Annotated in this window: 17 protein-coding genes; 6 read left to right on the top strand and 11 right to left on the bottom strand. The window is 72.0% G+C overall.

All coding sequences use genetic code 11. The features are described 5' to 3' along the window. Window positions 1-14 precede the first annotated feature (14 nt). The gene (glpK, locus tag L6E12_RS01840; protein WP_236226110.1) at window positions 15-1532 is read right to left on the bottom strand and encodes a glycerol kinase GlpK; all 1518 of its coding nucleotides are present in this window, start codon (window positions 1530-1532) and stop codon (window positions 15-17) included. Window positions 1533-1768: 236 nt separating this feature from the next. Between glpK and L6E12_RS01835 the strand changes: the two genes are divergently transcribed. Together L6E12_RS01835 and L6E12_RS01830 are read left to right on the top strand one after the other, a co-directional pair. Next, the gene (locus tag L6E12_RS01835) at window positions 1769-2755 is read left to right on the top strand and encodes an esterase family protein (RefSeq protein ID WP_236226109.1); all 987 of its coding nucleotides are present in this window, start codon (window positions 1769-1771) and stop codon (window positions 2753-2755) included. A gap of 64 nt (window positions 2756-2819) precedes the next feature. After that, the gene (locus L6E12_RS01830) at window positions 2820-3587 is read left to right on the top strand and encodes an IclR family transcriptional regulator (protein ID WP_236226108.1); all 768 of its coding nucleotides are present in this window, start codon (window positions 2820-2822) and stop codon (window positions 3585-3587) included. A 127-nt stretch (window positions 3588-3714) separates the two neighbouring features. Here L6E12_RS01830 and L6E12_RS01825 read toward each other — a convergent pair whose 3' ends face one another. After that, window positions 3715-4410, bottom strand: coding sequence for a response regulator (locus L6E12_RS01825; RefSeq protein ID WP_236226107.1), 696 nt, complete (start codon window positions 4408-4410; stop codon window positions 3715-3717). 367 nt (window positions 4411-4777) lie between these two features. On the opposite strand from L6E12_RS01825, the gene L6E12_RS01820 reads away from it, so the two are divergent. Beyond that, window positions 4778-5677, top strand: coding sequence for a dienelactone hydrolase family protein (locus L6E12_RS01820; RefSeq protein WP_236226106.1), 900 nt, complete (start codon window positions 4778-4780; stop codon window positions 5675-5677). 170 nt (window positions 5678-5847) lie between these two features. Here the strand turns inward: L6E12_RS01820 and L6E12_RS01815 are convergent, their stop codons facing one another. From L6E12_RS01815 to L6E12_RS01785, 7 genes are all read right to left on the bottom strand, one after another. Beyond that, window positions 5848-6657, bottom strand: a complete 810-nt coding sequence (locus L6E12_RS01815; protein ID WP_236226105.1) for an urease accessory protein UreD — start codon at window positions 6655-6657, stop codon at window positions 5848-5850. Beyond that, complete coding sequence (gene ureG / locus L6E12_RS01810; RefSeq protein ID WP_374201823.1) at window positions 6654-7421, bottom strand: urease accessory protein UreG; 768 nt, start codon at window positions 7419-7421, stop codon at window positions 6654-6656. Before ureG ends, L6E12_RS01815 begins: the two co-directional genes overlap by 4 nt. Next, window positions 7414-8067, bottom strand: coding sequence for an urease accessory protein UreF (locus L6E12_RS01805; protein ID WP_236226104.1), 654 nt, complete (start codon window positions 8065-8067; stop codon window positions 7414-7416). Before L6E12_RS01805 ends, ureG begins: the two co-directional genes overlap by 8 nt. A gap of 7 nt (window positions 8068-8074) precedes the next feature. Continuing rightward, window positions 8075-9874: an urease subunit alpha gene (gene ureC / locus L6E12_RS01800; RefSeq protein WP_236226103.1), complete on the bottom strand. Its 1800-nt coding sequence runs from the start codon at window positions 9872-9874 to the stop codon at window positions 8075-8077. A 43-nt stretch (window positions 9875-9917) separates the two neighbouring features. Beyond that, window positions 9918-10460, bottom strand: a complete 543-nt coding sequence (locus tag L6E12_RS01795) for an urease subunit beta (protein WP_236226102.1) — start codon at window positions 10458-10460, stop codon at window positions 9918-9920. Then, the gene (locus L6E12_RS01790) at window positions 10457-10762 is read right to left on the bottom strand and encodes an urease subunit gamma (protein ID WP_236226101.1); all 306 of its coding nucleotides are present in this window, start codon (window positions 10760-10762) and stop codon (window positions 10457-10459) included. Before L6E12_RS01790 ends, L6E12_RS01795 begins: the two co-directional genes overlap by 4 nt. Before the next feature lie 351 nt (window positions 10763-11113). Then, window positions 11114-11848 (bottom strand): class I SAM-dependent methyltransferase, encoded by a 735-nt coding sequence (locus L6E12_RS01785; protein WP_236226100.1) that lies wholly within the window; start codon window positions 11846-11848, stop codon window positions 11114-11116. Between the two features lie 1186 nt (window positions 11849-13034). Here L6E12_RS01785 and L6E12_RS01780 point away from each other — a divergent pair. Both L6E12_RS01780 and L6E12_RS01775 read left to right on the top strand, forming a co-directional pair. Then, the gene (locus L6E12_RS01780) at window positions 13035-14234 is read left to right on the top strand and encodes a S1 family peptidase (protein ID WP_236226099.1); all 1200 of its coding nucleotides are present in this window, start codon (window positions 13035-13037) and stop codon (window positions 14232-14234) included. A gap of 116 nt (window positions 14235-14350) precedes the next feature. Continuing rightward, window positions 14351-15289, top strand: coding sequence for a hypothetical protein (locus L6E12_RS01775; RefSeq protein WP_236226098.1), 939 nt, complete (start codon window positions 14351-14353; stop codon window positions 15287-15289). Between the two features lie 592 nt (window positions 15290-15881). Here L6E12_RS01775 and L6E12_RS01770 read toward each other — a convergent pair. Further along, window positions 15882-16220, bottom strand: coding sequence for a hypothetical protein (locus tag L6E12_RS01770; RefSeq protein WP_236226097.1), 339 nt, complete (start codon window positions 16218-16220; stop codon window positions 15882-15884). 701 nt (window positions 16221-16921) lie between these two features. Here L6E12_RS01770 and L6E12_RS01765 point away from each other — a divergent pair. After that, window positions 16922-17803 carry a dienelactone hydrolase family protein gene (locus L6E12_RS01765; RefSeq protein ID WP_236226096.1) on the top strand — a complete coding sequence of 294 codons (882 nt, stop codon included), beginning with the start codon at window positions 16922-16924 and terminating at the stop codon, window positions 17801-17803. Window positions 17804-17863: 60 nt separating this feature from the next. Here the strand turns inward: L6E12_RS01765 and L6E12_RS01760 are convergent, their stop codons facing one another. Beyond that, window positions 17864-18958, bottom strand: a complete 1095-nt coding sequence (locus L6E12_RS01760; RefSeq protein ID WP_236226095.1) for a hypothetical protein — start codon at window positions 18956-18958, stop codon at window positions 17864-17866. Between the last annotated feature and the right edge of the window lie 275 nt (window positions 18959-19233).

The raw sequence follows: 19233 nt of genomic DNA, 5'->3' as shown, positions 1-19233 counted from the left end.
TCGACAGTGTCGTCCTACTCAATGTCATCCTCGTCCATCCAGTCCAGGCTGCGCTCGACGGCCTTGCGCCACTTGCGGAACCGCCGCTCGCGCAGGTCGGCGTCCAGGCCGGGGGTCCACTCGGCGGCCTTGTGCCAGTTGCCGCGCAGGCTCTCCAGGTCGGGCCAGTAGCCGACCGCCAGCCCCGCCGCGTACGCCGCGCCCAGGCAGGTCGTCTCCGCCACGGTCGGGCGGGCCACCGGGACCGCCAGCGCGTCGGCCAGCAACTGCATCAGGGTGTTGTTGGCGGTCATGCCGCCGTCGACCCGCAGGCCGGTGAGCGCGATGCCGGTGTCCGCGCGCATCGCGTCGACCACCTCCCTGGTCTGCCAGGCGGTGGCCTCCAGCGCCGCGCGGGCGAGGTGGCCGCGGCCGACGTAGCCGGTCAGCCCGGTGATCACCCCGCGGGCCTCGCCGCGCCAGTGCGGGGCGAACAGCCCGGAGAACGCGGGCACGATGTAGCAGCCGCCGCTGTCGGCCACGGTGTTGGCCAGCGTCTCGATCTCCGCCGCCGAGTGGATCAGGCCCAGCCGGTCGCGGAACCACTGCACCAGCGCGCCGGTCACCGCGATCGACCCCTCCAGCGCGTAGGTCGCCGGTGCGCCGTCGAGCTGGTAGGCGACCGTGGTCAGCAGCCCGTTCTCCGAGCGGACCAGCGTGTCCCCGGTGTTGAGGACGAGGAAGCTGCCGGTGCCGTAGGTGCTCTTGACGTCGCCGCGGTCGAACGCGGTCTGCCCGAACAGCGCCGCGTGCTGATCACCCAGCGCCGCCGCCACCGGCACGCCCTCCAGCGCGCCCCTGGCGGTGCCGTAGACGTGCGAGGACGGTCTGATCTCCGGCAGCACCGCCACCGGGATGCCCATGGTGTCGAAGGTGTCCTGGTCCCACTGGAGCTTGGTGAGGTCCATCAGCATGGTGCGGCTGGCGTTGGTCACGTCGGTGACGTGCACGCCGCCGTCCGCCCCGCCGGTCAGGTTCCAGATCAGCCAACTGTCGACGGTGCCGAACAGCACCTCGCCGCGGGCCGCCCGCTCGGCCAGGCCGGGCACCTCGCGCAGCAGCCACACCAGCTTGGGACCGGAGAAGTAGGTGGCCAGCGGCAGGCCGCAGCGGTCCCGGAACCGGTCCGGCCCCTGCGCGCCCGCCAGCTCGGCCACCAGGTCGGCGGTGCGGGTGTCCTGCCAGGTGATGGCGTTGTGCACCGGGCGGCCGGTGGCCCGGTCCCACACCACGGTCGTCTCGCGCTGGTTGGTGATGCCCACGGCGGCCAGGTCGCCGGGCACCAGGCCCGCGTCCTCCAGCGCCTCCAGCACCACCTGCTCCACGGTGGACCAGATCTCGGCCGCGTCGTGTTCCACCCAGCCGGGGCGGGGGAAGATCTGCCGGTGCTCGCGCTGGGCCAGCGACACGATGCCGCCCCGGCCGTCGAAGACGATGCACCGGCTCGACGTGGTGCCCTGGTCGATGGCGGCGACGTACCGGGGATCGTGCACGGGGGTTCCTCTCCGGGGTCGGACGGGACGGTCGTCGGCTCCGCGTCGAGCCGCCCCGGGGGCCGCGGCCAGTCTGTGCGCGGGCCCGGAGCGGGGGTATCCGCAGGAATACGTAGGTTTCTACGTACTCGGCCGCGCGGCCTGGTTCGACATCGCCGACCCGGTCGGCTGCTTGTTCGACATGGCCGAATTCGCTACCGTCGCCGTCATCCCCCACCCCCATGCGGAGGCCCCCGGTGAACCGACGAGCGATGCTGGCCACGACGACCACCGCCGTGGCGACGACCCTGCTGGGGTCCACCGCCGCGACCGCGACCCCGGCGCCCGTCACCCCGACGCCCCCGCCCCCTGCGCGCCCGGTGCCCGCGGGTCGGGTCGTGGAAGGACTGCGGCTGCCCAGCCGCCTCCTGCGCCAGGACGTCCGCTACTCCCTCTACCTGCCGCCCGGCCACCGCCCCGGCAGGCGCTACCCGGTGCTGTACCTGCTGCACGGGCTGATCGGCGACGACACCGAGTGGCCGGGCCTGGGCCTCGGCTCGATCGCCGACCGCGCCATCGCCTCGGGCGCCCTGCCCCCGACGGTCGTGGTGATGCCCGACGCCCGCCGCGACCCGGGTCGGCCCCCCACCGAACAGGCGCAGACGTACTACATGGACGACGCCGACGGGTCCTTCCGGTACGCGGAGATGGTGGTGCGCGAACTGCTGCCCGGGGTGGAGGCGCGGCACGGCGCGGGCGGCTCGGCCGCCCGGCGGGCCATCGGCGGCGAGTCCATGGGTGGTTTCGGGGCGCTGTCCTTCGCGTTCCGCCACCCCGGCCTGTTCAGCGCGGCCTTCGGCCTCAGCGTCGCGCACCGCACGGATGCGCAGGTCGTCGCGCTGCCGCAGACCGAGTTCGACTGGCGCTACGCCAAGGCGTGGGGCGCGGGCTTGGTCGGGCAGGCGCGGCTGAACGAACGCTACCGGCAGTGGAACCTGCTCGACACGATCGCCCGCACCCCGGCCGAGGAGCTGTCGCGCACCGCGTACTTCCTGGACTGCGGGTCCTACGACGGGTTCTTCGAGGGCAACGCCGACCTGCACCTGGCGCTGACGGCGAAGGCGGTGCCGCACCGGTTCATGGCGCGGGAGGGCGCGCACGAGTGGGACTACTGGACCTCCGGCCTCCCCGTCGCGCTGGAGGCCGTCGGCACGGCCTTCACCCAGGCGACCGGCGGGCGGTGACCGAATCCGCTGATCAACCGCGGCGTTCGGTATCGTCGAACGTGGTGCCGGGTATGGTGTGCGCGTGCCAGAGAGAATCCAGTCCGTCGAGCGCGCCGCCGCCATCCTGCGGTTGCTGGCCTCCGGTTCCCGCAGGCTCGGCGTGGTCGAACTCGCGCAGGCCATGAAGCTGCCCAAGGGCACCGTGCACGGCATCCTGCGCACGTTGCAGCACGTGGGTTTCGTCGAGCAGGACCGCTCCGGCGGCAAGTACCGCCTCGGCGCCACCCTGCTGCACCTGGGCAACAGCTACCTCGACCTCAACGAACTGCGCACCCGCGCGCTCAACTGGTCGGACTCCCTGGCCACCCGTTCCGGTGAGAGCGTGCGCATCGGCTCCCTGCACGAGGGCAAGGTCCTGGTCGTGCACCACGTCTTCCGCCCGGACGACAGCCTCCAGGTCCTGGAGGTCGGCGCCCTGCTGCCCCCGCACGCCAGCGCCCTCGGCAAGGTCCTCCTGGCCTTCGCCCTGGAGGGCGACGCCATCCTCGACGACCTGGAACTGCCCCCGGTCACCCCGCACACCCACACCACCCGCCGGGCGCTCCTGCAGGACCTCAAGCGCGTCCGCACCCGGAACTGGTCCGCCGACGTCGAGGAATTGGTCCCCGGCGAAGCGGGCATCGCCGCCCCCATCCACGACGACCGGGGGGTGGTCGTGGGCGCCATCGGCATCTCCGGCGCCATCGAACGCGTCTGCGCCCAGGACCGCACCCCCCGCCCCGACCTCGTCGCCACCGTCCGCGACGCCGCCCGATCCGTCTCCCGCAACCTCGGCGCCCGCTCCTGGTGAAGCTCGGCTGTAGCCCCGCGCCCCCGCACCGGGTCGGACAGCGCGCCGCCCGCCGCCGCGCCGCACCGGTTCCCGGCCGAGTGGACCTGCCTGCCCGCCACGCCCGGGGCGTCGACAACGCCCCCGCTCAGGCGCCCAGCCACCGGTAGTGCACTCGGGGCCTGCCGACGGCCCCGTGGCGCGGCACGCGATCGGCGCTGCCGCCGCTGACCAGGTGTTCGAGGTAGCGGCGGGCGGTGACGCGGGACACGCCGGTCCGCTCGGCGAGGTCGGCCGCGGTCGCGCCGCCCGTGCCCGCCGCCCGCAGCGACCCCCGCACGGCGTCGAGGGTGCTGCCGGTGATGCCGTCCGGGCGGGCGGGTGGGGTGCGCGGCACCGACATCGCCCGGTCCACGTCCTCCTGGCCGCTGAACCCGCCCGCCGCCGCGCGGTACTGCGCGTACCGGCGCAGGCGGTCGCGCAGGTGCTCCCCGGCGAGCGGTTTGAGCAGGTAGTGCAGCACACCGAGGGAAACGCAGGCCCGCAGGCCGGCGGGTTCGGGGGTGTCGGCCACCGCGATCACGTCGGTGTCCAGGCCGGTCGCGCGCAGCCACCGCAGCAGGTCCACGCCGGACCCGTCCGGCAGGTGTGGGTCGAGCAGGACCAGGTCCACCCGCCGGTGCGCCAGCACGCGCCGGGCAGCGGCGGCGGTGTGGGTGCTCGTCACGACGGTGAAACCGGGCAGGACTTCGACCTGCCCGCGGTGCGCGTCGGCCGCGGTGCGATCGCCGTCCACGACCAACACCCGGACGGGGTTCACGAGGTCGGTCACACGGTTCGACATCGCCGAACATCGTAACCGGTGCGGTGGGCGACGTGCCAGGACGAATCCGATCTGCCGAGCGTGCGGCGTCCATCCGGCGATCGCTGGTTTTCTTTTCCCGCAGGGCGGATGCGATCGAATTCGCCTGAGCGATGAAACCGCCCACGGGTGCCCTGTGCGCAGTGCGGCGGGTGGATTTCGGTAATGCCGAACAGAGTATTGCTTTGGGGAAACCGGTCTGCGTACAGTCGGGATACGGCGGACAACAAGGACGAGCTGACGAGCCCCGGTCACCACCGTCGGTGATCCGGTGTCCACGCCGACCACACGCGGACACCCCTGATCGCGTGTGCTTCCCGCAGGTGCCACTCAACGCAGAGGAACGCCGATGCCCTTCACCCTGCGCAAATCCCTGATCGCCCTCGCCTCCGCCGCCGCGGTGGGAGCGGGTGCCCTGACCGTCACGACCGGGGCGGAGGCGGCACCCGTCGCCGTCGCCCCCGCCGCCGTGCCCGTCCACGGTGTCGACCCCACGGATGCGAACCTGCGCCAGCCGGTCGGTGACCTGGCCTTCAGCAAGGTCACCATCGCGGACTCGCAGACCCCCGGCTTCGGCGCGGCCACCATCTACTACCCCGATGACACCACCCACGGCACCTACGGCGGCGTGGCCGTCGTGCCCGGCTACACCTCACCGCAGAGCGCCGTCGCCTGGCTCGGCCCGCGCCTGGCCTCCCGCGGCTTCGTCGTGATCACCATCGCCACCAACAGCATCTACGACCAGCCGACCACCCGCGGCCGGGAGCTGCTGTCCGCTTTGGACTACCTGACCACGTCGTCCCCGGCCGCGGTCAGGCAGCGACTGGACCCGAACCGACTCGCCGTCATGGGCCACTCGATGGGCGGCGGCGGCGCGCTCTACGCCGTCTCCCAGCGGAGCACCATCAAGGCCGCCGTCCCGCTGGCACCGTACAACCAGGACAAGACCTGGCCGGAAGTCAAGACCCCCACCATGCTCATGGCGGGCAGCGCTGACAACGTCGCCGGCATCGGCACCTTCTCGCGCCCGTTCTACCGGAGCATGACCGGCGCCCGCGAGCGCGCCCTGGTCAACGTCCAGGGCGCCGACCACGGCACCTTCGTCCGGGAGAACGCCACGATCGGCAAGTACGCCACCGCCTGGCTCAAGCGCTTCGTCGACGAGGACACCCGCTACGACAAGTTCCTCTGCCCCGCACCCACCGGGGACGGGCTGGCCGAGTACACCGCGTCCTGCCCCAACACCTGATCCGCGTCGCCGCCCCTGCTCCCGGGTCCCGACCCGGGAGCAGGGGTTCGCCCGTCACGGTGCGGCGCGGAGTGCGACACCCCGGACAGTGGGCCGATCCGGCGCATCCGCCGACAGCAACCGGTCCGGGAGGCTTGGCGCCCACTGCCCGCCGGCTCGTGGGACGACGGTCAGCCGCCGAATCGGGCGGCCGGGGTGGGAGCGGGCGGCTGCGGGGCGGCCCTGCTGGGCGGGGTCGCGTCCCGGCGCGGGTACCCGGCGAGGAGATCGGCCCGCCAAGCCCTGAAGGTGCGGTCGCCGAAGGTGTCCTGGAACAGGCCGTCGCCCATCCACCGGAACACCGAGCCGGAGCGGTCCAGGGGGAACCAGGTCTCCCCGGCGCCGCTCCGGCCCGCGACCAGGCCCTCGGGGGGCTGCGGTGCCCACCCGAGGGCAGTCACGGTGTCCAGTGCGCGCAGGCGGCCGAGGATCCCGGGCAGCACCCGAGCCGACCGGGACAGGTCCAGGTGTTCCACCTGCAGGGGACCGGTGCCGTCGACGGCGTCCAAGGACGTCGTGAGGTCGCCGCCCACCTGCCCGGCACGCCCCAGCACGACCTTCTCCTGCAACAGCGCCCGGCCGGTGCCGCGCAGGCGCATCCGCGTGCCCCGGTGCGTGGTGGCGTTGTCCGACACCACGAACGGGAGCGACCCCCAGGACAGCGCCGCCCCGTCGCCCACGGTGGCGTCCACCGTCCAGGACGACGGCTGCTCGCCGCGGTAGGCGACGGTGCCGGTCGCCTCGACGACCTCCAGCCACGCACCGTCGGCCACATCGACCTCCACGTGGACGCGGTCGCCGGACAGCAGCAGTGCGCCGTTGGCGATCAGCCCCACGCGCGCCCCGTGCGGGTCGCGGTGCAGGACCCGCGCGGACAGGCGGCCGTCCTGGGTGCGCAGGTAGCAGCGCCCCGGGCCCGGCGCGACGCTGATGCGGGTCACGCGCCCGACCCGGCCGCCGCGCTTCCGTGGTCGGGGGTGTGCGAGTGGGTGGTGCCGTCGGCGTGCACGTGCTGCTCGCCGTCGGCGTGCGAGTGCGGGGCCATGGGGCCCGGGTCGACGGGCGTGTGGTCGCCGCGGCGGTGGGTGTCCAGCATGCCCAGCACCCAGGCCACCAGTTCGTCGATCGACGCCTCGTCGGCCCGGGACAGCCCGATGACGGGACGCCCCTCGCGCGCGGCCGAGCCTTCGCGGACCATGCGCTCCACGTCCACGTCCACGTGCGGGCCCAGGTCCGTCTTGTTGACGATCAGCAGGTCGGCCCGCGCGATGCCGGGCCCGCCCTTGCGCACGACGTCGCCGCCGCCCGCCACGTCCAGGACGAAGAGCTGGGCGTCCACCAGGGCCGGGGAGAACGTGGCCGTCAGGTTGTCGCCACCGGACTCGATGACCACCAGGTCCAGGGGGTCGAAGTCGGCCTCCACGTCCTCGACGGCGAGCAGGTTCGCGGTCACGTCGTCGCGGATCGCGGTGTGCGGGCACGCACCGGTTTCCACGGCGCGGATGCGCTCGGGGTCCAGGACGCCCGCGGACTTGAGGAGGCGGGCGTCCTCGTCGGTGTAGATGTCGTTGGTGATCACGGCCATGCGCAGCCTGTCGGACAGGGCGCGGCACAGCAGCGCGATCAGCGAGCTCTTGCCGGTCCCGACGGGGCCCGCGACCCCCAGGCGCATGGCGCGGGCGGGGGTCTTGGTGGTCTCAGGCACTGAAGAGTCTTTCTGTCGTCGTGTCGTGGGTCTGCGCCCACCGCTCGATGAGCGGTGCGCCGCCCGCGGGGATTTCGTCCGGGGTTCGCAGGGAGGCGAGCTGCCGCGCCATCCGGTCGATGTCGGGCAGCAGGTCGCGCACCCACGCGGTGGCCCGCAGCGGGTCACCCGGTTCGAGTTTGAGCAGGGCCGCGGTCACGGTCTGGGCGTCGTCGTAGCCGACCAGGCGGGCGAGGTCGACCGGGCTCAGGTCCGCGCGGTGCGCGAGCAGGCCCAGCACGACCGGGCGCGACCAGCGGCGTGCCCGGTCGTCGGTCGGGCCGGGCCACAGGGTCCGCAGGACGCGCAGGTACCCGCGGCCCAGGCGCCTGCCGTTGGCGCGCAGCGCCGGGCTCGGGGTCCGGGCGGCCCAGGCGGCCTCGACCGCGTCGAGGTCACCGCCCCCGGCCGCCACCGCGCGCGCCACGACGGCGGTTCCCGCTTCCACCCTGGTCACCGTGCGCAGGCGGGCCCGGAGGTAGGCGGGGACCTCGGCGGGGGTCGTGCCCGCGCGCAGGGCGGGCTCCAGCCCGGCGGACTGGGTGTGCCCGCCGGACGGCAGCCGGGCGTCGCCCAGCAGCGCGAGCAGCAGCGACGAGGTGCTCACCGTCGCCTCAGAACATCGTGTAGAGCTGGGCCAGGGGCAGCCGCTCGGCCATCGTCGTCGGCCTCGGCTCGATCCTGGTGCCGTCGACGGTGATTTCGAAGGTCTCCGGGTCGATGTCGATGGCCGGGGTCTCGGCGTTGAAGACCATGTCCTCCTTCGTGGTGGAACGCGTGTCGTTGACCGCGACCAGCCTGCGCCGCAGCGCGAGGGTGTCGACCAGCGTGTCCCCCGTGAACAGAGAGGGCTTGCCCGGGTTGCGGGAGTGCCACTCCCGGTAGCTCTGCTCCTCCAGGGCTCGCGGGGACACGAAGGTGTAGGACAGGTCCGCGCCGATCGCGTCGGCCACCGCCGGGCGGATCAGCCGCGGCTGCGGTGTGGAGATGGAGGCGTTCGGGTCACCGAGGTTCCCGCGCACCAGTGCGCCGCCCTTCACGACCAGCTCGGGGCGCACGCCGAAGAAGCGGGGGTCCCACAGCACGAGGTCGGCCAGCTTGCCCGGCTCCACCGAGCCGATGTGCTCGTCGATGCCGTGGGCCACGGCCGGGTTGATCGTGTACTTGGCCACGTAGCGCAGGGCGCGGGCGTTGTCGGCGGGACCGGGGCCGATGGCGCCGAACCGGCCACCCATGACGTGCGCGACCTGCCAGGTGCGGGTGATCACCTCGCCGATGCGGCCCATGGCCTGGGCGTCGGAGGAGGTGATGGACATCGCGCCCAGGTCGTGCAGGACGTCCTCGGCGGCGATCGTGGTGGCGCGGATGCGGGACTCGGCGAACGCGTGGTCGGCCGGGTCGTCGAGGTTCAGGTGGTGGCAGACCGCCAGCATGTCCAGGTGCTCGGCCACGGTGTTCTCGGTGAAGGGCAGCGTCGGGTTCGTGGAGGCGGGCAGGACGTTGACGTCGCCCGCCAGTGCCATGATGTCGGGGGCGTGCCCGCCACCGGCGCCCTCGGCGTGGAACACGTGGATGGGGCGGCCCTTGAACGCCCTGCGGCTCATCTCGACGAACCCCGCCTCGTTGAGGGAGTCCGCGTGCAGGGCCACCTGCAGGCCCCACCGCTGCGCCGCGGTCAGGGCGGCGTCGATGGCCGCCGGGGTGGCACCCCAGTCCTCGTGCACCTTGTAGCCGCCCGCGCCCGCCAGGGCCTGCTCGGCGAGGGCGTCCTGGCTGACGGTGTTGCCCTTGCCGAGCAGCAGCACGTTGACCGGCAGGTGGTCGAGGCTGCGGTGGATGTTCAGCAGGTGCCACGGGCCCGGGGTGACGGTGGTGGCCTTGGTGCCCTCGGAGGGGCCGACCCCGCCACCGATCAGGGTCGTGGTGCCGGTGGCGAGCGCCTCCACCACCTGGGAGGGCGAGATGAAGTGCACGTGGGTGTCCACCGCGCCCGCGGTCAGGATCCTGCCCTCGCCCGCGATGATGTCGGTGGCGGGGCCGATGTGCAGGCCCGGTGTGACACCGCTGGACACGTCCGGGTTGCCGGAGCGTCCGATCGCGACGATCCTGCCGTTCTTGATGCCGACGTCGGCGCGCACCACGGGGCGTTCGGTGCTCTCGTCGAACGGGACCGCGGGCTTGGCGTCGAGGATGGTCACGTTGGTGATGACGGTGTCCGGGGCGCCGTCGGCGCTGGTGGTGGTGCCCTGCAGCATCGACTCGCGGATGGACTTGCCACCACCGAAGATCGCCTCGTCACCCCCGAACGTGAGGTCGTGGGTGATCTCGATCCACAGGTCGGTGTCACCCAGGCGCACCCGGTCGCCGACGGTGGGGCCGAAGGCCTTGGCGTAGTCCTCGCGGGAGATCCGCATGTCTGTCTCCTGTGCTGTTCAGCCGGTGTCGGAGTGCCGCGGATCAGTCGAGGCTCTCCTCGCCGGGCTGCTTGTCCAGGCGGATCCCGGGCACGAGGCGCTTGCCGCCGATCGCCACGAGCGTGTGCGGTCCGTCCGGGTTGGACATCGGCTCGAAGCGCAGGGACGCACCGGAGCGGATGTCGAACCGGTTGCCGTGGACCCGTTCGGCCGCCGCGTCCCCGGTCTGCTCGGCGAGCGCCTTCGACTTCGCGCGGGCGGCCTCGACCTCGGCTGCGGTCGGGTCGGGCGGCAGCACGTCGAGCTGCCGGACCTCGGACTCGGTGAAGAACTTGAGGTCCGGGTTGATGTCCGCCAGGTGGGCGTGCGAGCCGACCTGGATGGGGCGGTCGCCGACGTTCTGCACGTAGACGCCCTCGGTCTTCGCCAACCCCCGGTTGAGTTCGAGGTCGGGCGCGGTCGGGTCGGTCCAGATGTGCCCGGGCCCGTACCGGAACGGCAGCTCGGCGGTGGGCGGCGTGGCGGTCGTCGGCGGGGTCTCCGACGGTGACGCGGTTGTCTGGAAGTAGGGCACGGGTCCCCTCATGCGATCGGGTCGTGGATGGTGACGAGCTTGCGGCCGTCGGGGAACGTCGCCTCGATCTGGACGTTCTCGAGCATGAGGGGGACGTCGTCCATGACGTCGGCCCGCGTGAGCTGGGTCTTGCCCTCGGCCATCAGGTCCTCGACGGTCTTCTGGCCCACGCGCGCCTGCTCGATCACCCAGCAGCTCAGGTAGGCGACCGTCTCGGGGTGGTTCAGCCGCACACCCCGCTCCTTGCGGTGGCCTGCGAGCATGCCCGCGACGCTGAGGAGCAGCTTCTCCTGTTCCGAAGGGGTGAAATGCACTGGTGCTCCCTGGTGGTCCGTCTGCGACTCGACTCGTGGGTGTCCGGTGGCGCCGGTCAGGAAGCCCGCGGGGCCGCGGTGGGCGAGCGGGGGAATGTGCTGCGCCACCACGTGCCCCGCTCCCACGGTGATCGACACCGGAGACGCTACTGACATCCGGACGATCCTGGACAGAGGCAGACGGGTCAATGGCAAAGCCTGGACACCAAGCGTTTTTCACACTTTCAGTGACGACAATCGCCCGTGACGGTGAGGCCCGCGGCCGTACTCACGAGCGCGGCGGACCGGGCTGCTCGCGATCGGACTCGGTGTCCGCCGCGGTGGGGGGTGACCCGTCCACGGCCTCGGCCGTCAGACGGCCTCCAGCACGAAGAACAGGAAGCTCAGGAAGGCCCCGGAGGGGAACTCGGCCATCTCGTCGGGGAAGAGTTCGTGTGCTTCGGCCACCACGGGCGGCTCGCTGATGACGGCCGTGCGCAAGCCCGCCGCGGTGAAGGCGTCGGTCATCGCGTGCAGCGGTCGGTGCCAGTAGGTGAGCACGGCCTGCTGACCGTTGAAGGTGTACTCGTCGGACCACTTGGCGGTCGCGAAGTAGTCGCCCCCGGGATGCACGATCTTGTACACGATGGGGTGGTTGACGACCACGATCAGCCTGCCGCCGGGCTTGAGCACCCGCCGCAGCTCGGCCAGCGGCGCGGCCCAGTCCTCCAGGTAGTGCAGCACCAGAGCCGCGACGACGTCGTCGAACGCGCCGTCGGGGTACGGCAGCGGTCGGGCGATGTCGGCGACCCGCAGGTCCGCGTCGTCGCCGAGCCGCTGCCGGGCCAGCTCCACCATCTTGGCGCTGCGGTCGAAGCCCGCCACGGTGGCGCCCCGGTCGCGCAGCGCCTCGGCCACGGCACCGGAGCCGCACCCGGCGTCGAGAACCCGGCGACCGGCCACGTCCCCGGCCAGGTCCACGATCGCGGGCCGGGTGTAGTAGGCGTTGATGAGGCTGGTGTCGTTCTCGACCGTGTACGCCTCGGCGAAGCTGTCGTAGTCGTTCTCCACGGCCACGTCGGCGGAACTCCCGGGATCGGCTGGCATGCTCCCCATACTGCCGAGAGATCGACCAGGACGCCAGGAGATCGTCCCGCCCACCTCCACGAGGTGGATCTCGCTCCTCCCGGCCCGGCTCCCGGTGGAACCTCGTTCCTGGAAAGCCGCGCCGAGCACCACGGACTGTTCTGCCGCCCGTCACTGCCCGACCTGCTCGAACCGCTGCTCACCGACCGGCACAGCCGGGGCGAGTGGGACAGTCGGAAGTGGGCGGAGCAGGACCGAACCCGGCATTCGGCGGCCGACGCGCGCCACCGGGCGATCACCGCCCGGCGGGACCCGGGTCGGGAACCCTTGATCCGGGTGGGTGTGAAGGACTCAGGTTGGATGACCGGGAGACCGCGGTGTTCCCGAACGCGGTGGCGGGGATCGCCGCCGCCCACCAGCCCGAGTGGTCCACTGTGGACGAGCTGGCGCCGTGCGGAGGCGGTGGTGGCGCGGGTCGCCGACAAGATCGCCGCGGTTTCGGTGTTCCGGGACGCGGATGTGAGCGTTCCGTCCTCGGTGGTGATCGACCCGGGTGCGGGTGTCGTCCCGGTCGAGGTGTCGGCCTGGGTGGTGGCGGGGCGGTCGTGCAGCGGGCGGCCAACAACCTCGTGCGCCGGGAACGGACTCCGGGTGCGACCCACCGTGGTCGAAATGCGATGCCCCTCGGCCGGTGGACAGCGGTTCGAAGCGCCTGCGAATGGGCGTTGGCGCTCCACGATATGCAGACCTGCGGTCTCGCGAACACGCGCAGCAGGAATTTCGCATGGATTCACAACGGAATCCGCAGGTTTTTGTGCGCCGGACACGCCTGCCGGAGCTGCTGGACGCGGTGGCCCGCGTGCGAGGAGTTCGGATCGAGTGCACCGGGAACGGCGCCCCCTGACGCCGCATGATGACCGAGGCAGGCGGTCGCATCCGCCACGGTCGCAGGTGGGCGGCGTCTTCACGTGGACAGCCCCTCGCCGCACGGCCGCGGGACGGTGTTCAACGATTTGCATTCTCTCTGTGAAAAGTTCTCCCGGAAAGTCTCTTGTCCACGGCGCGTGGTCAATAGCAAAGTCTTTCCCCAACGGCCGGTCGTCCCGCCGGTCGCCGGAGATCCACACGCTGAGCAGGCGCGGAAATGGCAGTTCCGCGCCTCCTCCACCCCTGCGCGTGTGGACTTCGGAGAGGAAAGGCATGGTTTATGTCGATCAGTTTCCGGAAGTCGTTGATCGCCGGTGCCGCGCTGTGCGCGCTCGTCCCCGCCGCCCTGGCGACCACCGGGTCCTCGGCGAGCGCGGCACCGCAGCAGTACCAGCCGGAGATGGTGACCGCGCTGGCGCGCACCCTGGGTGTCGACGAGCGGGCCGCCGTGTCCCGGTTGGACCGGGAGGCGGTCCAGCAGCAGCGGCTCGCCGACCTGACCCGCGGCGGGTTGCGGGTGGACGGTGCGTTCGTCGACGGCGGTGGCACCCTGACGGTGAACACCGCCGACCCGGCGAGCGCCGCGCGGGTGCGGGCGGCGGGCCTGGCGGCGCGCACCCCGGCCCGCGGCGAGGCGGCGCTGAACCGGGTCCAGGCGCAGCTCGATGAGCTCGCCACCCGCCAGGTGCCCGAGGGCATCTCGGCGTGGGGGGTGGACGTGGCCGCCGACGTGGTCGAGGTCGAGGTGGGCGACGCGGCGAAGCCGCAGGCCAAGGCGTTCCTCGCCGAGGCCGCCCGGTTCGGCCAAGCGGTGCGGGTGAAGAACAGCGGGAGGCCGTTGCAGACCCAGGCAACCGTCTACCCGGGCAGCAAGATGACGTACGACGGCTTCTACTGCTCGGTCGGTTTCGGCGCGCGCAGCTCGTCGGGCGCGCAGTACCTGGTCAGCGCCGGGCACTGCGTCGCGGGGTCGCCGACGCTGTACTTCAACGGCACCCGGTTCGCCAAGGGCACGAGCTCGCGCTACGCGCTGGGCGCCAACAGCGTCGACATGGGCATCGCCAAGGTCGACCCCGGCAACTCCATCGCCACCCAGGTCGGAACCTGGGGCGCGGTGGGCACCATCGCCGTCCGCGGCGGGCAGCGCGCCGCCGTGGGCTCCTCGATCTGCAAGTCCGGCGCCACGTCCGGCTGGACCTGCGGCACCATCAAGGGCTACAACGTCACCGTCACCTACACCGACCCCAACGGCGGCCCGAACACCGTGGTCCGGGGACTGGGCAGCTCCTCGGTGTGCACCATGGGCGGTGACAGCGGCGGGGCCTACATCTCCGGCAACCAGGCCCAGGGGATGACCTCGGGTGGCCCGACCGGGCAGCAGTGCACCTTCAACGGCGGCAACCAGGCGGGCAAGTCCTCCTACTTCCAGCCGCTGGGCGACGCGCTGTCCTACTACGGCCTGACCCTGAACGTCGGCTGATCACAACAAGACCCGCGCGCCGTGGCTGCCACTTCCCCACAGGGGTGACAGCCACGGCGCCGCGGGTGATACTGCGTTCCCGTCCGAAGGAGACCCGCGAACGAAAGAGCGCCGCCGTGAGCCGGTTCCCGACAGCACAGGACCACACCGCCGACCCCGATGGCGCGCCGCGCGCGGAGAGCTTCGACGAGGTGCTGCGGGCCGCGATCCAGCGGCGCGACCTGACCCTGCAGCGGATCCGCCGCAGGCTGGCCGACCGCGGCGTGGACGTCGGTCTGGCCACGCTGAGCTACTGGCAGCAGGGCCGCAGCAGGCCGGAACGGGCCAAGTCGCTGCGAGCGCTGCGCGAACTCGAGGCCATCCTCAACCTGCCCCGCGACACCCTGTTCGACCTGCTGGGACCACCCCGGCCCCGGGGCAGGGGAGCCATCACCGCGGGTGTCACCGGAAGCCACCTCTACGGCGTGGACTCACCGTTCCAGCGGGCACTGGGGGATTCGTTCGAGCACTTCAACGACGGGGTGGTCCCGTTGAGCGTGTCCGAGCTGTGCACCGTCGACGCCGACCGCTCGCTGCGCCTGATCGCGGTCACCCAGGTGCTGCGCGCGGTGGCCGAGGGCCAGGACCGCTTCCTCGTCGCCCACGGCGTGGACGACGGCGAGGTCATGCCCTCCGACATCCGGGTGCGGGCGGGGCGGCTCGGCGAGGTGGCCGCCGACCACGAGAACGGGTACCTGGCCGCCGAGATCCACTTCGGCCGCACGCTGGCCAGGAACGAGACCGCGATCATCGAGTACGAAACCGTGCTCGGCCCGAGCCCGGCCCCCTCGCGCCTGCACGAGCGCCGCTTCCGCGTGCAGGCCCACGACTTCCTCCTGCGCGTGCGGTTCGCCGGGTCCACCCTCCCCGCCCGCTGCCACAGCTACTACCGCGACACCGTCCCCTCCGCCCCGAAACGACGGCGGCGACTCACCACCGACGCCTCGCACACCGTGCACACCTTCCTGCCCAAGTGCACTCCCGGGGTCCACGGCATCTCCTGGCTGTGGCCCTGACCGTGGCGCGGCTGTTCGCCTCCGGACGGGGTGACCGGGTGGGTGGAGTCGACCACCGCGGTCGACGTCGCCACTCGCGCGATCTGCGCCGCGGATGTCGGCTTTTCCCGTTCACCCGGCCGATCCGCCAGTAGCGCGTGCCAGGGCTCGGTTGTTCAGCACGGACTTTCTCCGCGGTCATCAACGCACCGTTCACCGCCATCATCGCGGCCGCAACCCACGAAAGTCCGAGAACCTCCTTGGCAGGCAGCGCGAGCATCGCGAACTGGGCGGTGGCGGCGACGTTGCCGAGGCAGGAAACCGCGGCCTGCGCCCGCAGGGTCCGGTTTCGGAACAGCCACCGAATGCCCCCGACGATGTCGCTCAGCACGCTCTTGCGTGGAGCCGCGGACTTCTCCTCCGGCTTGGCGCTCTCCACTACCCAGGTCGACATCGGGGTGCCGGTCGTCCGGCGTGTCTAACCCACCGCAGGCCCGGCGCCGGGCTGGACCAGGGGGTGTCGGCATCCGCCCCCGCCGGCCTCGGGGTGTCATCCGCTGCGATGGGGGGTGGACGGGCGCGCGTTCGCCTCGGCACTTCCCGGTCGTGCGGGTCAGCAGTCGGGGAGGTTGTCGCCGTCGTCGAAGACGTTGTTGGCCTGGACGAACCCGTAGTTCCCGTTGTCGGCTCGGGTGTGGATCCAGCCACCGTGCGGGTCACCGCCGTCTTCACGGCAGAAGAAGTAGTTGCGCGAGCCCTGCAGGCGGCCGACGGTCACGTGGGCGTCGATGACGTCGATGTTCGGGCGGTTCGTGCAGGACCAGCGGTTGTTCGCCGGGTCGGGCGTGCACGGTATGACCATGGTGCTCGCCGAGGCCGGGGCCGTCGCGCTGAGACACGCCGCCACCGCCACCGCAGAAGTCGAGACCGCTCGCCACCGCGTCCTGTTCATGGTCCCCCATCTCCTCCCGTTGAATCGTTGCGGCAAGGTTCTCCTGCTGCACAAGGAGAATGACACCGACACGCGACTGGTGACAGCGCCCACGTCGAGGTTGCCTCTTCCGACCGGATCAGTCCACCCGATTGTCAGATCGGCACGCGCCGGACCGTCATCGCCACCCAGCAACACAACCTCGATCGAGTGAAGTCGATGTCGAAACGGGCGAGACCATCCGCTTGGCCGTGGCCCACTGCCCGTCCCCGTGACCCTGGTGTCGACACCCCGCCCGCCGTCGGGCAGGCGCCGGACGCGTTCGAGTCGGTTCTCCTCGGTCGCGGTCAGGTGGGTGGTGGGTGTCCGTGTGGAGCCGGTGGCAGGTTCATCCGAGCGGGGGTGGAGCGCGGCACTTCCCGATCGATCTGTGTCGGTGGTGCTGTGGCGACCGTTCTTCGTCTTCACCGCGACCGGAATCCGATTCACGTGTCGGGGTGGGCGATCCGGCGGATGCGGACCCTGGTCGCCGTCCCTAACGGCTGTTAGGGTGAGTTGCCGTGGTAGGGCGGACAAATCTTCGCCTCCCGCGGTGTGCGCACAACCGTGACAGTTGGGGTCACCGCAACACTCGGGATGTGCGCAATGAAGGTATGCAGGTGTCCGCGGTGCTGGGGCGGGGGCCTGTTCGTCCGGTGCTGTGACAGATTCAAGGAGTTGCCATGCAACGACGCATCTTCGCCAAGGCGGGCATCGCCGCCGCCGCGGTCGCGGTCGCGACCGCGTCCCTGGTCGGTCCCCAGGCCTTCGCGGGCGAGCGCCCCGACGCCTCGGTGGTCGCCCTCGCCGGGTACGCCAAGGGGCCTGCTCCCACCGAGCAGTCCGTGCGCGCGCAGCAGGGGCCGTTCACGACGGGCAAGCTGGCCGTCCCGGCGCAGGCGGGCCGCGGCTTCAACAAGGGCACGATCTACTACCCGGACGACACCTCGCAGGGCACCTTCGGCGCGGTCGCGGTCATCCCCGGCTACCTCGAGGGCGAGGCGGCCATCTCCTGGCTGGGTCCGACGCTGGCCTCGCACGGGTTCGTCGTGCTGACCCTCGCGCCGAACGCCACCACCGACTACCCCGAGCCGCGCAGCGACCAACTCCTCGCCGCCGTGGACTGGCTCGCCAACCAGTCCCCGGTCAAGGACCGCGTCGACCCCGGTCGCCTCGCCGTCGCGGGCCACTCGATGGGTGGCGGCGGAACCCTCATCGCCGCCTCGAAGAACCCGGCCCTGAAGGCGGCCGTGCCGCTGACGCCCTGGAACCTGTACTCGGACTTCTCCGACGTCACCGTGCCCACGCTGATCATCGGTGCGGACCGGGACTTCATCGCCCCCGCCTTCATGCACGCCACCCCCATGTACAACTCGCTCAAGGCCAAGCAGGACCAGGGCTACCTCAAGCTCAAGAACGCCGACCACTTCGCCACCAACCGCTACAGCGCCACTGTCACCGAGTACACCGTCTCCTGGCTCAAGCGCTACGTCGACGAGGACACCCGCTACTCGCAGTTCCTCTGCCCCGTCAAGTCCGGTTTCCAGCTCACCTGCCCCGTCTGAGCGAACGCGCGCCGCACGGGCCCCACCGGGGTCCGTGCGGCGCCGGTGCCGGGACGACGATCACGGTCCGGTCGCCGCTTGGTCGAGGATGCGCCGCGCACAGGTGTGGTCGCGGTACGGGCGGAGCTGCCGCAGGAAGCTGCGGTGAGCGGAATCCACGCGGGCCGAGTGGATGTAGGGGTATTCGTCGACGAACCGCTGCCAGGTGGCGCACGCCTGCTCGACGCGGTCCCGGCGCAGGTGCAGTTCGGCGAGCCGGTGCGTGGTGATCATGCGAGACCGGCGCTGGTCGACGGGGCGGTGGCGCAGTGACGCCCGCCAGGCGCCCTGGGCCGCGGAGCGGTCGCCGAGGAGGGCGAGCACCTGGCCCGCCTGGTGCGCCAGGTTCGCCCGGCTGGTGGGCTCGGTGGGCCGCCGCGCGCCGTCGAGGCTCTCCTCGGCCTCGGTGAGCCTGGCCAGGGCTTCGTCGCGATTGGACAGTGCCGCGTGGGCGACGGCGGCCTGCCCGAGCAGTTCCGCCCGCGTGCCGGGCGGCGCGTGCCCGCCCGCGCGGGCGAGCGCCGCCTCCGCCATCAGGACCGCCTGCCGGTGGTGGCCAAGGAACCACGCCTGCGCGCTCATGCTGCGCAGGACGGCGGCGTGGCCGAGGGGGTCGCCCGCCTGCGCGGTCAACTCCAGCGCCATCCGGAAGTAGCGCTGGGCGAGGTTGTGGTGCAGGTCGTCGAAGCACATGAAGCCCGCCAGGTGGACGAGGGTGGCCGACGCGCTCAGCAGCGCTCCTCCACTGCGCTCCATCCGATGGGCCCGCAGCCACACCGCGACGTCGGTGGCCAGGTAGGCGGTGAGCGCGACCCGGGCGTGGCCGCCGCCGAAGGACCGGTCGGCGGTGGTGAACGCGGAGGTCATCGCACCGATCCCGGCCAGGATCCCGCATTCGGCCGGTTCGAGCGCCACCCGGGGCAGGTCTGGGGAACCCGGCCATTCGGGGGCCACCACCCAGTCGAGGCGGAACGGCTGCTCCCGCAGCAGCGCCCGGCGCACCGGGTCGAGGTCGGCCAGCACGAGCCCGCGCAGGTCCCGCACCCCCACCCCCTCGGGTGGCGGAATCGCGCGGTCCGCCTGCGGAGCCGCCATCCCGGTCTCGACCTCCGACACGGGGCGCCCCAGGCGGCGGGAGAACGCCTCGGCCACGAATGACGGGACTGGGGTGCGCGGGCGACTTCCCGACAACCAGTGCGACACGGTGGTCCGGTCATAGCTCAGAATGACGCCCGCCTCGCCCGCGACGCGATTGACCGCGGCGGAGAAATTGTGGTTCGTCCACCGCGCCTCCTTGAGCAGAGCGCGGAGCGCCTCGTTTTTCCTGTGATTCCGCGCAGCCATACCCTCCCCAACCTCACGTGCGATGTGGAGCCGCAATAGGCGGTTTG

The sequence above is a fragment of the Actinokineospora sp. PR83 genome (assembly GCF_021056305.1).
Classification (GTDB): Bacteria; Actinomycetota; Actinomycetes; order Mycobacteriales; family Pseudonocardiaceae; genus Actinokineospora; species Actinokineospora spheciospongiae.
Note: the sequence above shows the minus strand (reverse complement) of the source record. Positions and strands in the feature narration are given on the sequence as shown.

Bases quoted from the DNA above. Each gene is read 5' to 3' on its own strand.
- L6E12_RS01825 (WP_236226107.1), bottom strand. From the start codon at position 4,410: ATGTCGAACCGTGTGACCGACCTCGTGAACCCCGTCCGGGTGTTGGTC.
- L6E12_RS01820 (WP_236226106.1), top strand. From the start codon at position 4,778: ATGCCCTTCACCCTGCGCAAATCCCTGATCGCCCTCGCCTCCGCCGCC.
- ureC (WP_236226103.1), bottom strand. From the start codon at position 9,874: ATGCGGATCTCCCGCGAGGACTACGCCAAGGCCTTCGGCCCCACCGTC.
- L6E12_RS01795 (WP_236226102.1), bottom strand. From the start codon at position 10,460: ATGAGGGGACCCGTGCCCTACTTCCAGACAACCGCGTCACCGTCGGAG.
- L6E12_RS01785 (WP_236226100.1), bottom strand. From the start codon at position 11,848: ATGCCAGCCGATCCCGGGAGTTCCGCCGACGTGGCCGTGGAGAACGAC.
- L6E12_RS01780 (WP_236226099.1), top strand. From the start codon at position 13,035: ATGTCGATCAGTTTCCGGAAGTCGTTGATCGCCGGTGCCGCGCTGTGC.
- L6E12_RS01770 (WP_236226097.1), bottom strand. From the start codon at position 16,220: ATGAACAGGACGCGGTGGCGAGCGGTCTCGACTTCTGCGGTGGCGGTG.
- L6E12_RS01765 (WP_236226096.1), top strand. From the start codon at position 16,922: ATGCAACGACGCATCTTCGCCAAGGCGGGCATCGCCGCCGCCGCGGTC.